This is a genomic window from Calditrichota bacterium, from assembly GCA_013151735.1.
In the GTDB taxonomy this organism is placed as follows: Bacteria; Zhuqueibacterota; JdFR-76; order JdFR-76; family BMS3Abin05; genus BMS3Abin05.
In genome coordinates this window covers 14,525-29,996 of the sequence record JAADHR010000099.1, presented here as the reverse complement: position 1 = coordinate 29,996, position 15,472 = coordinate 14,525, and the positions used below count along the sequence as shown (strand labels likewise).

At 43.7% G+C, this 15,472-nt stretch carries 12 protein-coding genes and 2 tRNA genes; 2 read left to right on the top strand and 12 right to left on the bottom strand.

Features of this window, described 5'->3' with window-relative positions:
- The coding region (locus tag GXO76_06890; GenBank protein NOY77578.1) for a proline--tRNA ligase at positions 1-1,497 on the top strand (1,497 nt) is incomplete at its 5' end.
- A complete protein-coding gene (locus GXO76_06885) occupies positions 1,490-2,674 on the top strand; it encodes a tetratricopeptide repeat protein (GenBank protein NOY77577.1) in 1,185 nt (394 codons plus the stop codon). The genes GXO76_06890 and GXO76_06885, both read left to right, overlap by 8 nt.
- A gap of 90 nt (positions 2,675-2,764) precedes the next feature.
- On the opposite strand, the gene GXO76_06880 is transcribed toward GXO76_06885, so the two are convergent.
- From GXO76_06880 to GXO76_06825, 12 genes are all read right to left on the bottom strand, one after another.
- Positions 2,765-5,230 carry a leucine--tRNA ligase gene (locus GXO76_06880; GenBank protein NOY77576.1) on the bottom strand — a complete coding sequence of 822 codons (2,466 nt, stop codon included), beginning with the start codon at positions 5,228-5,230 and terminating at the stop codon, positions 2,765-2,767.
- A 21-nt stretch (positions 5,231-5,251) separates the two neighbouring features.
- Positions 5,252-5,326, bottom strand: a tRNA-Pro gene (locus tag GXO76_06875).
- Positions 5,327-5,338: 12 nt separating this feature from the next.
- On the bottom strand, positions 5,339-5,770 hold the full coding sequence (locus GXO76_06870) for a small multi-drug export protein (GenBank protein NOY77575.1): 432 nt from the start codon (positions 5,768-5,770) through the stop codon (positions 5,339-5,341).
- Positions 5,771-5,836: 66 nt separating this feature from the next.
- Entirely contained in the window at positions 5,837-6,514 is a 678-nt protein-coding gene (locus GXO76_06865) for a glycosyltransferase family 2 protein (GenBank protein NOY77574.1), read from the bottom strand.
- A 65-nt stretch (positions 6,515-6,579) separates the two neighbouring features.
- Positions 6,580-6,657, bottom strand: a tRNA-Pro gene (locus tag GXO76_06860).
- Positions 6,634-7,011, bottom strand: a complete 378-nt coding sequence (locus GXO76_06855) for a MerR family transcriptional regulator (protein NOY77573.1) — start codon at positions 7,009-7,011, stop codon at positions 6,634-6,636. Before GXO76_06855 ends, GXO76_06860 begins: the two co-directional genes overlap by 24 nt.
- Before the next feature lie 48 nt (positions 7,012-7,059).
- Positions 7,060-7,860: a polysaccharide deacetylase family protein gene (locus GXO76_06850; protein ID NOY77572.1), complete on the bottom strand. Its 801-nt coding sequence runs from the start codon at positions 7,858-7,860 to the stop codon at positions 7,060-7,062.
- On the bottom strand, positions 7,847-8,956 hold the full coding sequence (ald, locus tag GXO76_06845) for an alanine dehydrogenase (GenBank protein NOY77571.1): 1,110 nt from the start codon (positions 8,954-8,956) through the stop codon (positions 7,847-7,849). Before ald ends, GXO76_06850 begins: the two co-directional genes overlap by 14 nt.
- 120 nt (positions 8,957-9,076) lie before the next feature.
- A complete protein-coding gene (locus GXO76_06840; GenBank protein ID NOY77570.1) occupies positions 9,077-10,333 on the bottom strand; it encodes an insulinase family protein in 1,257 nt (418 codons plus the stop codon).
- A gap of 1 nt (position 10,334) precedes the next feature.
- Positions 10,335-12,506 carry a polyribonucleotide nucleotidyltransferase gene (gene pnp / locus GXO76_06835; GenBank protein ID NOY77569.1) on the bottom strand — a complete coding sequence of 724 codons (2,172 nt, stop codon included), beginning with the start codon at positions 12,504-12,506 and terminating at the stop codon, positions 10,335-10,337.
- Between the two features lie 21 nt (positions 12,507-12,527).
- Positions 12,528-13,880 carry a DUF4340 domain-containing protein gene (locus GXO76_06830; protein NOY77568.1) on the bottom strand — a complete coding sequence of 451 codons (1,353 nt, stop codon included), beginning with the start codon at positions 13,878-13,880 and terminating at the stop codon, positions 12,528-12,530.
- Between the two features lie 24 nt (positions 13,881-13,904).
- Positions 13,905-15,470 carry a GldG family protein gene (locus tag GXO76_06825; GenBank protein ID NOY77567.1) on the bottom strand — a complete coding sequence of 522 codons (1,566 nt, stop codon included), beginning with the start codon at positions 15,468-15,470 and terminating at the stop codon, positions 13,905-13,907.
- Positions 15,471-15,472: the final 2 nt, after the last annotated feature.

Sequence of the window (15,472 nt, the reverse complement as noted above, 5' to 3'; positions counted from 1 at the left end):
TTGCCGGCCCTGAATCCGGTTGAAATCTGGCAGGAAACAGGACGCGCAAGCGACTTTGGCGATGAGATGTTTCATCTTAAAGACCGCAAACGCCATGAAATGGTTTTGGCTCCGACCCATGAAGAAATCATCTGCGCCAACGCCCGCGGCGAAATTCGATCTTACAAAGAACTTCCCCAAATTTGGTATCAGATTCAAAATAAATTCAGGGATGAACCACGGCCTCGTTCCGGTGTACTCCGGGCGCGTCAATTCATCATGAAGGACTCATACAGCCTCGATTACAATCAGGAGGGTCTGGACCGAAGCTATGAGCTGCACAAAGAAGCCTATAAAAAAATCTTTTCACGGGCGGGGATCAAATTTTTCATCGTGGGTGCCTCCAGTGGACTAATGGGCGGTTCCGGTTCGCAGGAATTCATGGCCGAATCCGATGTGGGTGAAGATACAATCGCCCTTTGTGATTCCTGTGGGTATGCCGCCAATTTAGAAGTAGCCCAATCGGAATTAAATGATTTTGTCAATGAACCGTCAACACATCTCGAAGAAGTGTTTACACCAGATGTTCGTACGATCGATGAAGTGTCTAAATTTCTTGAAGTACCCGATTATTACCTGATAAAATCGCTTCTTTATATTGTGGAAAGCCGCCCCGTTCTCATTCTGATTCGAGGTGATCATGAACTGAATGAAAGCAAAATGCAGGCAAAATTTGGTGCAACGTTTCGGCCGGCCACCGAGGAAGAGGTGGTCGACATTACAGGTGGTGCTCATGTAGGATTTATCGGGCCGGTCGGACTAAAGGGGATCGATATTTATGTCGATAAAACAATTGTCAATCAAAGGGGATTTATTTCCGGAGCCAATAAGGATAATTATCACATCAAGGGGATTGACCCGGAGCGGGATTTCGAAACAAAAGCCGTTGTCGATGTAGCTACGGTTAAGGCAGGGGAGAAGTGCCCGAATTGCGGTCACCCTTTGCGAATTGTAAATGCCATTGAAATTGGACATATTTTCAAATTGGGGACAAAATATTCAAAGGCGATGGGGGCAACCGTTTTGGATCCATCCGGAAAAGAAATCCCCATTATTATGGGAAGCTACGGGATTGGTGTAGAAAGAATTCTGGCCACGCATATTGAACAGAATTCAGATGATAAGGGAATTACATGGTCTAAGTCACTTGCACCCTATCTGGTACATATTATTGCCATCAATATGAAAAGTGAAACGGTGGCACGCCAGGCGGAGTCTGTGTATCGGCATTGCAAGGAAGCAGGGATACCGGCCTTATTTGATGATAGAGAAGTTGGGCCGGGATTCAAATTTAAGGATGCGGATCTTTTGGGGATGCCGCTGCAAATTATTATAGGTGAAAAAAATCTGAATAATCATAAAATTGAATTCAAGATTCGAAGATCCGGTGAATCAATGTTGGTTGATTTGGGTGATTATCCTGAAACATTAAAAGAAGTGCTGGAAAAAATTGAATAATCTTACGCAAAAGGACACAACCGTTCGGAATCTGAATCAAAAAGCTCTTGTCTTTTACAAACAGAAAAAATACGATGAGGCTATTTCTATCTGGCAAGAGGCTTTGCAAAAGGAACCGCTGAATGTAACGGTTTTGTACAGCCTTGGAATTGTTTTCTTTGAAAAAAAAGAATACAAAAATGCGGTTGTTTATCTGAAAAAGGTAACGGATATTGCTCCGGATCATTATAAAGCCCTTCTCATATTGGGATCAGCCTATCTTAAGTTACGCCAATTTGAAACGGCTGAAGACTATATTAAAAAGTCCCTGAGCCTTAAACCCGGCAATAAAATGGCCTATCTTAATCTGGGGGCCATTTATAGCGTCCGGCGTGAATTTGATTACGCCATACAGATGTTTGAAGAAGCACTTCGTATTGACCCTTCCGAAATCCGTGCTTACCTTGGCCTGGGAAAAATCTATGCCTTTAAAGGTGATTACGAAAAAGCACAGGAAAATTTCAAACGAATTATTGCCATCAATCCGAACAGCACGATAGCTGCGTTCGCAAAAAAGGCGCTTCTAACTGCAGAAGCATCTCATATGTCCTCAGAGGATATTGAGCACTATTTTGCAGACGGGTTTCGCTATTATCTTGGAAATTATTTGAAAGATGCTGCAGAAAACTACAAGAACTACCTGAATTTTCGTCCCAAAGATGACCTTGCCCAATATTTTTTGGGAGAAACCTATCTTAGAATGGGGGAATTAAAAAAATCCTTTACGGCGTTTAAAAAAGCCATTTTTGGTAATCCACGTAAAGGACTCTATTACAAAGAGTTGGGTCTTCTCCTGGATAAAATAGGTAATCCGGAAGATGTCATTGAGGTTATCAAAAAGGCCATCAAATCCGGAAAAGAGGATACCGTTACCCTGACGCTGCTTGGGAAAAGTCTGATCCAATTAAAGCGGGCGAAGGAGGCCATTCCTCAATTGGAAAAGGCCGTAAAATTGGACAAGAATAATATTCTGGCTCGATATGAACTATCACGGGCATTTATTGAGAGCGGTGATTTTCAGGAGGGATACGATCAGATTAACATGATTCTAAAAATGCAGATCAAATCGCCTTTGAAAGCAAAGGCAGAAAAGCTGTTAGACACGCTAAATCAGAGCTACACTATTGTAAAAAATTAAGATAAATAATATGCACATAAGATATATTATGTATAATAGCAAGTTAAATTAAAAGGACTTTCTCAAAGTCCTTTTTTTCTTTCCCCCCTTTTACCTGACGACGATATTGACCAATTTATTTTTTACAACAATAATCTTTAGTATTGATTTTCCATCAATATATTTTTTTATCTTTGGATTCTTTAGCGCCATTTCCTGAAGGTCTTTATCTGGCGTATTTGTAGCCACCTTAAGTCGGGCTCGTACTTTTCCGTTTATCTGTAAAACAACTTCAATTTCATTTTCCTGAATATACTGGGAATCGTAGGTTGGCCATTTTGTTTGAAAAACACTCTCTGTATTTCCCAGTCGATGCCACAATTCCTCCGATAAATGCGGAGCAAATGGAGACAGCAATTGAATATATTTTTCAATACTAAATCTCCAGAGGATTGGATTCTGAGTCGTCGCCTTATAAAAGGTATTCATAAGTTCCATTAGAAAGGCCAAGGCCGTATTAAAGTGAAAAACCTCTACGTCTTCCGTGACTTTTTTAATGGTTTGATGGATCGCTTTAAAAATACGCAATTCTTCATCTGATAATGACGACGGATTCAGTTCAGTTTGTTTTACTTCCCCAATCTCGTTCAAATGATTTTCAATAAAGCGGTAAACCCGATTGAGAAATCGGTTGGATCCTTGAACTCCCTCCTCTGTCCATTCCAGGTCGCGTTCCGGGGGAGCTGCAAAAAGAATGGTAATGCGTCCCGTATCACTTCCCCACTTCTCCACAAAGGGTCCCACGGGAACGGCATTGCCTTTTGATTTAGACATTACCTCTCCCCTATTCAAAACCATTCCCTGTGTGAAAAGGGCCTTAAAAGGTTCATCGACGGAGACCTGACCAATATCGTAAAGAAATTTTGTAATGAAACGAGAATAAAGCAGATGGAGAACCGCATGCTCAATTCCACCAATATATTGGTCTACGGGCATCCAGGCATCGCCTTTTTCTTTTGAGAAAGGTTCTTCTTCATTCTGGCTGTCGGTGTACCGCAGAAAATACCAGGATGAATCGACGAATGTATCCATGGTGTCGGGATCGCGCTGAGCCGGTCCTCCGCATTTCGGGCATGTGGTATGAATAAAATCCTCTACAGAAGCCAGCGGAGATTTTCCTTTTGGTGTAAAGTCAACCCCTTCTTTTGGCAACAAAACAGGCAAATCCTTTTCGGGTACAGGGACGACCCCACATTTTTCACAATGGATCATGGGAATGGGAGCCCCCCAATATCGCTGGCGCGAAATAAGCCAATCACGGAGTTTGTAATAGACCGCAGATTTTCCAATCCCTTTGGACTCCAATGTGTTAACAACTTCTTTGATACCAATTTCTGAGGGAAGACCCGAAAATTTATCGGATTGAATCATAATGCCTTTTTCTGTAAAGGCAGCGCCCTCACGCCATGCATCGAATTCTTCTTTTTCTTTCGGACGAATTACGGTTTTAATGGGGAGTTTGTATTTTTTGGCAAATTCAAAATCCCGCTCGTCGTGTGCCGGTACCCCCATGACGACACCGGTCCCGTATCCCATAATCACGTAATCAGCCACCCAAATAGGGATTTTTTCACCGGACAGCGGATGAGTGGCATAGGCTCCCGTAAAAATCCCGTCCTTTTCTTTCAAGGAGGTACGCTCGATATCGGACTTACTTTTTGCTTTTTCAATGTAGTTTAAAACATCTTTTTCCTGAGGTTTGCCTTTGATCAGTGAGGAGACCCACTCATGTTCAGGGGCAAACACCATAAATGTCACTCCAAAGAGTGTATCGGGACGCGTGGTAAAAACTCTAACCGTTCGATTTAAGTCATCAATATAAAAATCAATTTCGGCGCCTTCACTTCGCCCGATCCAATTTTTTTGCATAATTTTTACCGGTTCCGGCCATTTGTCCAATTTTTGCAAATCCTTCAATAGCCGGTCGGCGTAATCCGTAATCTTAAAAAACCACTGCACCAGGTCCCGTTTTTCCACGGGGGTATGGCAGCGGTAACAGGTTCCGCCTTCAACCTGTTCGTTTGCCAAAACCGTCTGGCAGCTTGGACACCAATTTACGGATGCTTTTTTTCGATAGGCAAGGCCCTTCTTATATAATTGCAAAAAGAGCCATTGTGTCCATTTGTAATAATCAGGAGCGCAGGTGGTCACTTCCCGATCCCAATCGTAGCTCAGCCCCATCATTTTCATGGTATTCTTGGAAACCGAGATGTTGTTATAGGTCCATTTTTCGGGATCGATTCCGCGCTTTATTGCGGCATTTTCGGCAGGCAAACCAAACGCATCCCACCCCATGGGGTGTAAAATGTCAAATCCTTGCATAAGTTTGTAACGGGCAATAACGTCGCCGATGACGTAATTTTTCATATGCCCGATATGAAGGTCTCCGGAGGGATAAGGAAACATCTCAAGGACATAATACTTTTTTTGAGGAATGGGCTTTGTTTTGAAGAGATTAATATCGTTCCAAAATTGCTGCCATTTCTTTTCAATATCTTTTACCGAATATCCGTCCATTTACTCCTCAATATAGACTCGTCGGGGCGGGCGGATTCGAACCGCCGACCTCATGCTCCCGAAGCATGCGCGCTAACCGGGCTGCGCTACGCCCCGAACTCAGAAAACTTAAAATACCGAAATCACACCCAAAGAAGCCAGTGTTACGATAATACCGGCCAGCAATATACCAACAGCAATTGCAAAGATTGAGTTTTTAAAACGTACCCCAAATAAATAGGCTGCAAGAGAACCCGTCCAGGCACCTGTACCTGGTAGGGGGATTCCAACATAAAGCAAAAGTCCGATAACCTCATACTTTTCAATCATCTTCCCCTTGCGTCGCGTCCGCTTGAAAAGCCATTCAAAGAAGCGATCAAAAATTTTCCAGCGACGCAGAAAATTCGTTACCGGATCCAAAAATAAAAGCAGTGGAATAACGGGAATAAAATTTCCAATATAGGCAAAAACAAAAGCTGTTTGCCAATGCAGGCCTCCTCCTATGGGCGGATTGGCCAATGCCCAAGGAATGGCTCCTCGCAATTCAAAAATCGGAATCATTGCAATGAACAGCGTTACCACTTCCTTTGGTAACGAATGAAAGTACTGAACAAATTGCTCAACCAATCAAAGATGTCCTACGGTTTTGAGTACTAGTCTTATAAAGCGTAATGTATCGCTAAATCGATTAATATGACTGATTTCCCCCACATACGAAACGGAAATCGGGATCTCCCCTACTCTTGCGTGAAAGTCCCGAATGGCCTGCAGGAGAATTTCTGTTTCTGTTTCATATTGATGGCTCTGTAAACGAAGCCTCTTGATTAACTCAACCGATAACAGACGGTAGCCGGATTGAGAATCGTGAATTCGCTGGCCCGCAACAAGAGAAACCACAACAGAGGTCAGGGAGTTGCTGAGATAGCGATCAAAGGGCATTTTTCCAATCGAAACGTCCCGGCGCCCAATGATCAGGTCGTAATTCCCTGTTTGAAACAGATCAATAAAATCGGGAATGGCTTCCGGATCATGTTGTCCGTCCGCATCGAGGCAAACGACATAATTAAAATTTTTTTGAACGGCAAAAGAGAATCCCGTTTTTAATGCCGCTCCTTTGCCCCTGTTTTGGGAATGTGAAAGAACATTAACGCCATATGACCGGGCGACATCTTCGGTGTTGTCAGTGGAACCATCATTGACAACCAATACCGCAACCGACATATGCCTGTATTCGAGAATGCGCTGAAGAACATCACCGAGATACGGTCCCGCCTGAAAGGCCGGTATAAGGATCAAACCATTCACAGGAATCTGCTTACACGTTACTGAAAAGGGTAGAAATGAATCTCACTCCTACCCTTGAATTCAAATGGTCGGGGCGAGAGGATTTGAACCTCCGACCCCTTGACCCCCAGTCAAGTGCGCTAACCGGACTGCGCTACGCCCCGATTTGAATCCAATATCTTTTTTATTTCCAGAAGATCACTTCGCAGCTGCTTAACAATCGTATGAATATCGTTTAAATTGTCTGAAGTAAGCTCCCGTTTTTTTTGATGTTCAAGCAATTTGATCTTTTCTCTCGCCCCCTGAATGGTATAGTGTTCTTCGTAAAGCAACTTTTTAATCTGCAGAATCACGTCTAAATCTTTTGGGCGATATATCCTGTTTCCCGCCCGGTTTTTAGACGGTTTCAAATCGGGAAATTCTGTTTCCCAGTAGCGAAGTACATGCTGCTTCAGATTTGTGAGCTCACTGACTTCGCTTATCGAATAATAGAGTTTTTTTATAGGCCTATTTTGCATAAGGTTATTTCATTAACCTTAATAGAATAATAAATTTTTACTAAAATATCAAGAGTTTTTTTCCTGAGTTATCTTTTTTGTCAAAATCGTTCCTACAGATAAGAAATTAATAATTTTGAGTTTAGACTTTTCAATAGGTGCAAGCCAATTTTCATCCATTTTGGCTTTTAAGAAATGTTTATGGTCAAACAAGTAAACGCCGTATCGTGGAATCTGCAAAACATCTGAAAATTGGGAATCCGGATACAACGAAAAGGCCGCCCTAAAATTAAGTTCCCTTAAAACGTCTTTTGCGCGTTGTGATGAGCGCCCAAAGGGGTACGCCAGCAGATGAAGGAATTCTCCTAATTCATCTTCTAATAATGACTTTGAGCGTTTCAAATCTTCCCGAATTTGGTTTTGGGAGCTCCCGGCGAGATCAATATGCCGGTGTGTGTGGGAGCCAAAAGAAATCCCGTATTTTTTCATCTCAATTATCTCCGACCAGGAAAGGTGCCTGGCTCTGTGAATCCCAAAATTAACATCCCAGGTACTTTTTTTGCCGATGAAATCCGTCACCAAAAAGATCGTTGCCGGAATTTTTTCCTCTTCCAGAACGGGAAAAGCATGCTTGTAAAGGCAGGAAAACCCATCGTCAAAAGTAATGGCGACTCGTTTTTGCGGTGAGTTTTCGGGAAGATCGATCAAATCGTTTAAAGAAAAAAAATGCACACCCAGACTTTTAAGGATCTGGATGTGCATTTTGAATTGCTCCGGAGTGACACGGGCTGCACTCGGCAGCCATTCACTACAGACATGATGGTACGTCAGAATGTAAATATTGTGATACGTTTTTTTAGAGAACGTCATTTACAGGAACATAGGGTAAATTAAAGGCTTCCGCCACGTTTTTGTAGGTGACTTTTCCCTTGAAAATATTCAAACCCTTTTTAAGCGCTTCGTCTTCCCGAATAGCTTCAATTCCCATATTGGCCAATTTTACGGCATAAGGAAGTGTCGCGTTGGTTAAGGCAATGGTTGATGTGCGGGGAACGGCACCCGGCATATTGGCCACGCTGTAATGAATGATATCGTCAATCACGTAAATGGGATCGTGATGCGTTGTGGGATGGACCGTTTCAATACATCCTCCCTGGTCGATGGCAACATCCACCAGCACAGAGCGGGGTTTCATTAGTTTCAACATATCGCGAGTCACCAATTTGGGCGCTTTTGCCCCCGGAATTAACACCGCACCAATCAATAAATCGGCTTTCGCAAGAAGCTCCCGGATATTGTAAAGATTGGACATGAGGGTAATCACATTTTTGGGCATCACGTCGTCAAGATAGCGCAGGCGGTCAAGATTGATGTCCAGAATGTAGACAGTGGCACCGAGTCCGGCTGCCATTTTTGCCGCATTTGTGCCCACAATCCCTCCCCCCAGGATGACAACCGTTGCGGGTTCAACGCCCGGAACACCCGCCAGAAGAACTCCCCTGCCCCCCATCTTCTTTTCCAGGTATTTTGCCCCTTCCTGAACGGACATCCTTCCGGCCACTTCGCTCATTGGAATCAATAAAGGAAGGGAATGATCGGGTAGTTCAACCGTTTCATAGGCCACGGCAATGGCATTTGTTTTGATTATGGCTTTGGTCAGTTTCTCTGATGCAGCGAAGTGAAAGTACGTGAAAAGAATCTGATCTTCCTTTATAAGTTCATATTCACTGGGAAGCGGTTCTTTTACTTTTACAATCATATCCGCTTTTGAATAAACCTCTTCGGGGGAATTGAGGATTTCGGCGCCGGCCTGTTTGTAATCGGTATCCGAAAAACCGCTTCCCTCACCTGCTGATTTTTCAACCAAAACCGTATGTCCGTTTTTACGCAATGTTTCAACGCCAACCGGAAGCATTGAAACGCGATACTCATCGGGTTTGATTTCCTTTGGTACACCTATTATCATTTTTCAATTCCTTCCATTAGTTATTTAGTTTCTTTTGTCCCATATCCGCAAAAAAGCGCAGATACCAAGAACACCCAAACAACTCAAACAGTTGCACTTGCCCATTGCAAAATCAAATGCTTACTGTGGTCGAATAATGGTTTGATAAATTCTGTGTGAGTTAAAATAGCTTTCGGCCACATCGAATATGTCTTCCAACGTCACCTCATTAATCGATTGAATGACATCATCCAAAGTTTGAAACCCCTGAAAATAGATTTCCATTTTGGCGAGGCGTTCCATCCGGTTCGATGTGGACTCAAGACCAAGCAATAAATTCCCCTTTAACTGAGACTGCCGTTTGGCTAATTCATCTTCTTGAAGTTCTTTATTCAGTAATCGATTAAATTCATTGGCAGTCAATTCAATTGCCTGATCAATATTGCCCTTGTCTGTTCCAAAGTAGATTCCAAATACACCTGTATCCATAAAAAAATCAGTAAATGAAAAAACGGAATAAACCAGACCGTATTTTTCCCGAAGGGTTTGAAAGAGACGGGAACTCATTCCGGCCCCCAGAATGGTATTGACAAGAAGAAGCGGATATTTTTCGGGCGCCGAATAGGGTACGGTCCGGCATCCCATACACACATGGGCCTGTTGCGCGCGGTATGTTCTGATATGACGCTCAGGCCTTTCTTCGGGAAGTGCCAATAATTCTCTTTGACTGGTGGTTTTAATACCGGAAAAATACTTGCCTGCAAGATCGACCAATTGTTGATGGTCAATATTTCCGGCTGCTGCAATAATAATGCGATTTGATGTGTAGTTATTCTCTTTGAATTCGATTAAATCGCGGCGTTCAAACTCCCTTACAATTTTTTCCTGTCCCAATATGGGAAAACTCAGTGGGTGGTTTGAAAATATATCCTGAAAAAAGTAATCAAAAATAAGATCATCGGGCGCATCTTCCAGGTCCCTGATTTCTTCAATCACAACATTCTTTTCTTTTTCTATATCCTGCGGGTCAAGTAACGGATTTTCAAGAAGATCCGCCAGAATATCCACGGCCACCTCCAGATGCTCATCAAGAACATGAGCATAAAAGGAAGTCAATTCCTTTCCTGTAAAGGCATTAAGAGCACCCCCCAGTGCTTCCAGCGTATCGGCCAGTTTAAAGGCGGATCGGGTCTTTGTGCCCTTAAAAACCATGTGTTCAAGAAAATGAGCAATGCCATTTTTCTGAGCCGGCTCATCCCTGGTGCCAGCCTCAATCCACAATCCGATTGAGACTGAGCGAACATAAGGGATTTTTTCAGAAATTACGCGAAGGCCATTGGGTAGAACGGTTTTTCGGTAAAGTGAGCCTTCATTAACGTTTTTGCTGTTTGCGAACAAATCAGCGTCTTTTGCTGTTTCGATTTACGTCACTTCTGCGCCGTTGACCATTGCTCGATCGGAAAGAGGGCCGCTGCTGTTCCACATATCCTTCAGGTTTTTCGAGAAGCGCTTTTCGGCTGAGATCCAGTTTTCCGTCTCTTTCAACCTTTAAGAGCTTCACCTCTACCATATCCCCCACGTGCAGAATATCTTCTACCTTATTCACACGGTGGTATTCCAATTCTGAAATGTGGAGCAGTCCTTCCTTACCCGGCAGAATTTCCACAATGGCCCCAAAATTCAGAATTTTCTTGACCTTTCCCTTGTAAACTTTTCCTTCCTCGGGAACCTCCGAATAGGATTGCACAATGCGCTTGGCCTCTTCTGCGGCTTCCATATCCGCCGAGGCAATGGTGACCTTTCCGTCATCATCAATATCAATTGTAACACCGGTTTTATCGATGATTTCGCGGATGGTCTTTCCTCCGGGGCCGATAATTGCACCAATGGTATCCACAGGAACCTGAATAGACATGATTCGCGGTGCATATTTGGAAATTGCATCTCTGGGATGATCAATGGTCTGATTCATAATCTCCAGAATCTGCAATCGGGCCTCCCTGGCCTGTTGTAGGGCTTCACGCATAATCTCAAATGAAATCCCTTTTATCTTAATGTCCATTTGGAAAGCGGTAATTCCCTCAGACGTACCGGCAACCTTGAAGTCCATATCGCCCATGTGATCTTCATCGCCGAGAATATCCGTTAAAATGGCGACCTTGTCATTTTCCTTGATTAATCCCATAGCAATTCCGGCAACGGCCGCTTTTACAGGAACACCGGCATCCATCAAAGACAACGATCCCGCACAAACAGTGGCCATCGAGGACGATCCGTTGGATTCCATAATATCGGAAACAATTCGAATGGTGTAGGGGAATTCCGTATCATCCGGGATAACCGGTTTTAGAGCCCGTTCCGCCAACTGCCCGTGCCCGATTTCTCTTCGACCCGGTCCTCGCATAGGTTTCACTTCACCCACGGAAAAGGGCGGGAAATTATAGTGAAGCATGTACCGTTTCCACGTGCCGCCTTCAAGCCCCTCAATCTTTTGTTCATCCATTTTGGTACCGAGTGTTGTTGCCGAGAGACTTTGTGTTTGGCCTCGGGTAAATAAGGCTGAACCGTGTGCCCGCGGAATTAAACCAATTTCGCAGGTAATCGGACGAATATCTTTGAGGGAACGGCCGTCCAGACGTTTTCCCTTCTCCAGAATATTCTTCCGCATAATCTCCTTCTCGATGTCTCCCACGACTGCGGCAATCATTCCTGAAGCATCGGGAAAGGTTTCTTCCAGGGACTGGGCAATTTCTTCCACCAGTGTTTTGATGGCCGTACTTCGTTCCTTTTTCTCGGCAATCTGAACGATTTCAACCATTTTGGACTCGGCGCGGGCCCGGACCTCTTTTTGCAGCTCCTCCGGAATAGCCGCGGGTTCATAGCTCCGCTTTGGTCTCCCGATTTCCTTAACCAATTCGTTCTGAAGCTCTACGATTTTCTTAATGGCTTCGTGTCCAAAATCCAAAGCCTGAAGCATATCCTCTTCAGAAATCTCATTGGACCACCCTTCAACCATTGCAATGGAGTCGGAAGAGCCGGCAATAATAACATCCAACTCGCTCTCTTCCAATTGTGCAAACGTAGGATTAATGACGTATTCACCATTCACTTTACCCACGCGAACCGATGCAATAGGACCCAGAAAGGGAATATCCGAAATAGATAGTGCTGCGGATGCCCCGATGGGACCCAGAATGTCCGCATCGTTCTCCTGGTCTGCAGAAATAACATAAATGATCACCTGGACTTCATTTCGGTAATCATCCGGGAAAAGGGGTCGAATGGGCCTGTCCGTTAATCGGGCACTAACCACTTCCTTTTCGCTGGGTTTGCCTTCTCTCTTAAAAAATCCGCCGGGAATTTTGCCGGCCGCATAGGCGCGTTCACGATATTCGACGGAAAGCGGCATAAAATCCGTTCCGGTTACCGGTTTATCCGATGAAACAGCCGTTGCGAGTATGGCCGTTTCTCCGTATTGCACCCAAACGGCTCCATCTGCCTGCCGTGCCATTTTGCCTGTTTCGATAAGGAGCTTGCGACCCCCTAATTCAATTTCTTTACGAACTACCATTCAATAAGCCTCCAATTCTAATTAATCGGCTTTAATATCTTCTAAACGGACCTTAATATTTTTGAGGTCATTAGTAGAAACGCCGAATACTTCTTTCTTCTCTTTAGTTGTAACATAGGTTTTTTTCGAATCGTAAGTTTTTCCGATAAGCAATGATTCCACGAATTTTCCATCCTTATCATACAGACGGACTATGAGCTGCGGCTTTTTCAAACCGGTACGCGCAAAGAGCCTCTTTCCTTCTCCTGGGAATTCTTTTGCTTTTAGATTTTTTAAACTGGACAGGAGTGAGCTCATTTTCCAGCTCTTTGTTTTGGCCGAATCCGGAAATGTAATCATCCAGTTCCCGCTGGTGTCTTTTTGACAGATAATCGTTGAATCGGGATAAATTAATTCAATTTTAGATAGATTTTCCCGCTTAAAATGAAGAATAGTCTTATCTCGCAAATCAAACAGTGAAACATTCAATCCATCAGGAACACTTTTCGGAATACTCATAATGGGATTTCGCGAATCATCCTTTGCATATACGGTCTCCTTGTCCTCTTTTTTGCCAATAAGCAGGGTTTTCCTGGATTGATTGGGTTTTAGGAAAACCGTAAACACATATTTGGGATGTGAAAGACCGTATTTTGCGAGGGAGGGTGCCTTTTCGACCACAAATTTGCGAACCCGGGCATTTTTGACCTTGTTCAGTAGTTTGCCTATTTCCGCTTTATCCGCTTTTTTTCGGACGGGTGACGTGATCATCCACGACTCCCCTGTTTTTTCCACAATATAATGGCCTTTGGGCACCTTTAGATCCAGTTTGTCGACATTTTCTTTTTCGAACTTCAGAACCGTTTTATCCCTAAAATCAAAGAGGTTTCTTTTTACCTCGTAAGACATCGATGTGGATGTCAGCTCAACCTCAGGTTGATGATTCTTGCGAATAAACAAAAAGGAGCCGGTGGGGTTTTTACTGCCCACAAAAATTGTATCGTGCTGACCCGATTTTGTTGAAAGAATGATAATTCCTTCCGGGGGTTTTAAGCCAAAATCCTGTAAAGAGCTTGTATCGTGGGCCACAACCCGGTTCACTTTTGAATTTAGGACCGAATTAATAAGGCCTTCAATTGCGAATTTATCTCCTTCCGTTTCGATCGGTTCGATAATTTTCCACTGGTCGTCTGTTTTTTTTGCATGAATTCTCACATGATCCGCCGGGCGCTCCAGAATGACCTCACTGACATCATCCTTTTTGATCGGAAGCAGTTCGGCGGCAGCCTCTTTTTCCTTTTTGCGTTCCTCTCCCCCTTTGATTTCGTAAAAATACACATAAGCCGAAATGGCAATGAGAATAACCAGCAGTATGAGTGTATTTTTGGTTTTCATTTTGGGTTTATTTCCTCCTCCCGTTTAACGCCGTTTGGCATAAACACCAATGCCGAGTAGAACAATCGCTAATGGAAATAGGACAACACCCACCCAGAAAATAAGTTTGGACTGGGCTTTTGTCAGGTTAATTCGTCTGTCTTCGGGGCTTCTTGGACGAATGGCAACAAGATCTTGCTCTTCGGCCAGCCAATTTACAGAATTCAGGAACAGGTCGCCATTTTTTTGAAAATGGAACCAGGCATTCGTGGCAAAATCCGAATCGCCGTACACAACCAACCGGCTTTTCTTTTTACCCAGAGGAGTGCCTGTGGAATCCTTAACGTCTTTTGTAACCACCATACCCAGTGTGAGAGGTCCTTTTTTATCGACGCCGGGATTATAGCCCGCTTTTTTCTGATTTTCAAACAGCGTAAGGTCTGTTTCGCCCCAGCTATTGGGACCCGTTTTCAACAAGTCAACTATGGTAAGGTCGTTTTTCTTTTCAATGGTCTTGTCTTTTGAAAGAGAACGAGCTAAAGGAAATGCGGTGATCATGCGTTTTAAATCTTTTGTAATCATGTGATTACCGTAATTATTGATCACAGGAATGGCCGGCCCGGCACCAAATAACTGTCCCACACCCGATACATCCAGCACCACGTCATTATCGGGTACGACACCCCACGGTGCAAGAAGATCTTTTAAACTGGCCGACGGGGTCGGATCGATCATGGCCAGGACGTTTCCGCCCTTTTTTAAATAGGCATTGATGGCAGCTGTTTCTGTTTGAATCAGATCGGTTTGAGGTCCGGCAATAACCAAAACAGAGCAATCGCTTGGAATTTTTTTGGCTGTAACCAGCATGAGTTTTTTTATACCATAATACTGATTTTCAAGCGCCTTTTTTGCCATGGCCATTCCGGAACGCCCGGTTTCGCCCGCCATGTCCTGATCAATATCATGCTCACCGTGTCCTTCCAGGAAATAGATCCACTTTTTTCCTTCCCGGGTTACCTTGATGATGGCGTTGGTCAGCTCTTCTTCTGTTGTTTTTTTAATGCGTTCTACCTTCGACGGCCCTTCTACGATGATGGTTCCGTAGGTAATACGGCCATATTTCCGGGCAATTGCCGGTCGTTTATCGGGATCGACGAGTTCATACGAAAATTTCGATGATAAATGGGCATATTCCTCAAAAAGGTCCTTTGCCCGTTGATTTTCTTCCGACTTAAAAAATCCGATTACGTGAACATCCTTTTTTAAATGCTTCAGAATTTTTTGAGTTTGTTCTGAAAGACTGTATTGATGATTTGCCGTGGTATCAATTCGAATGGTGTGTCGGAAGGCCACAAAATTTACGAGTAATAAAATCGCCAAAACAATAAGCGAGGTTACCACAGCATTTGTACCATATTTGGTTGAGCGCTTTGAAAAATAATTTTGAATGTTCCCTATGTTCCCCACAATGTAGACCAATAGAAGAAGCGCACCAAGAATAAGGAATGTGGTAATCAACCAGGACGAGGTTGTAGTTATCACATAGATAAGACCTCCGGCGATAAGCAGCAAAAGCCCTAAAATGCCTGAATAATCCACAAACCGTTTCATTC

Coding starts and splice junctions, on each gene's coding strand:
- GXO76_06855 (NOY77573.1), bottom strand. CDS start 7,011: ATGCAAAATAGGCCTATAAAAAAACTCTATTATTCGATAAGCGAAGTC.
- pnp (NOY77569.1), bottom strand. CDS start 12,506: ATGGTAGTTCGTAAAGAAATTGAATTAGGGGGTCGCAAGCTCCTTATC.
- ald (NOY77571.1), bottom strand. CDS start 8,956: ATGATAATAGGTGTACCAAAGGAAATCAAACCCGATGAGTATCGCGTT.
- GXO76_06830 (NOY77568.1), bottom strand. CDS start 13,880: ATGAAAACCAAAAATACACTCATACTGCTGGTTATTCTCATTGCCATT.
- GXO76_06880 (NOY77576.1), bottom strand. CDS start 5,230: ATGGACGGATATTCGGTAAAAGATATTGAAAAGAAATGGCAGCAATTT.
- GXO76_06825 (NOY77567.1), bottom strand. CDS start 15,470: ATGAAACGGTTTGTGGATTATTCAGGCATTTTAGGGCTTTTGCTGCTT.
- GXO76_06850 (NOY77572.1), bottom strand. CDS start 7,860: ATGACGTTCTCTAAAAAAACGTATCACAATATTTACATTCTGACGTAC.
- GXO76_06870 (NOY77575.1), bottom strand. CDS start 5,770: ATGATTCCGATTTTTGAATTGCGAGGAGCCATTCCTTGGGCATTGGCC.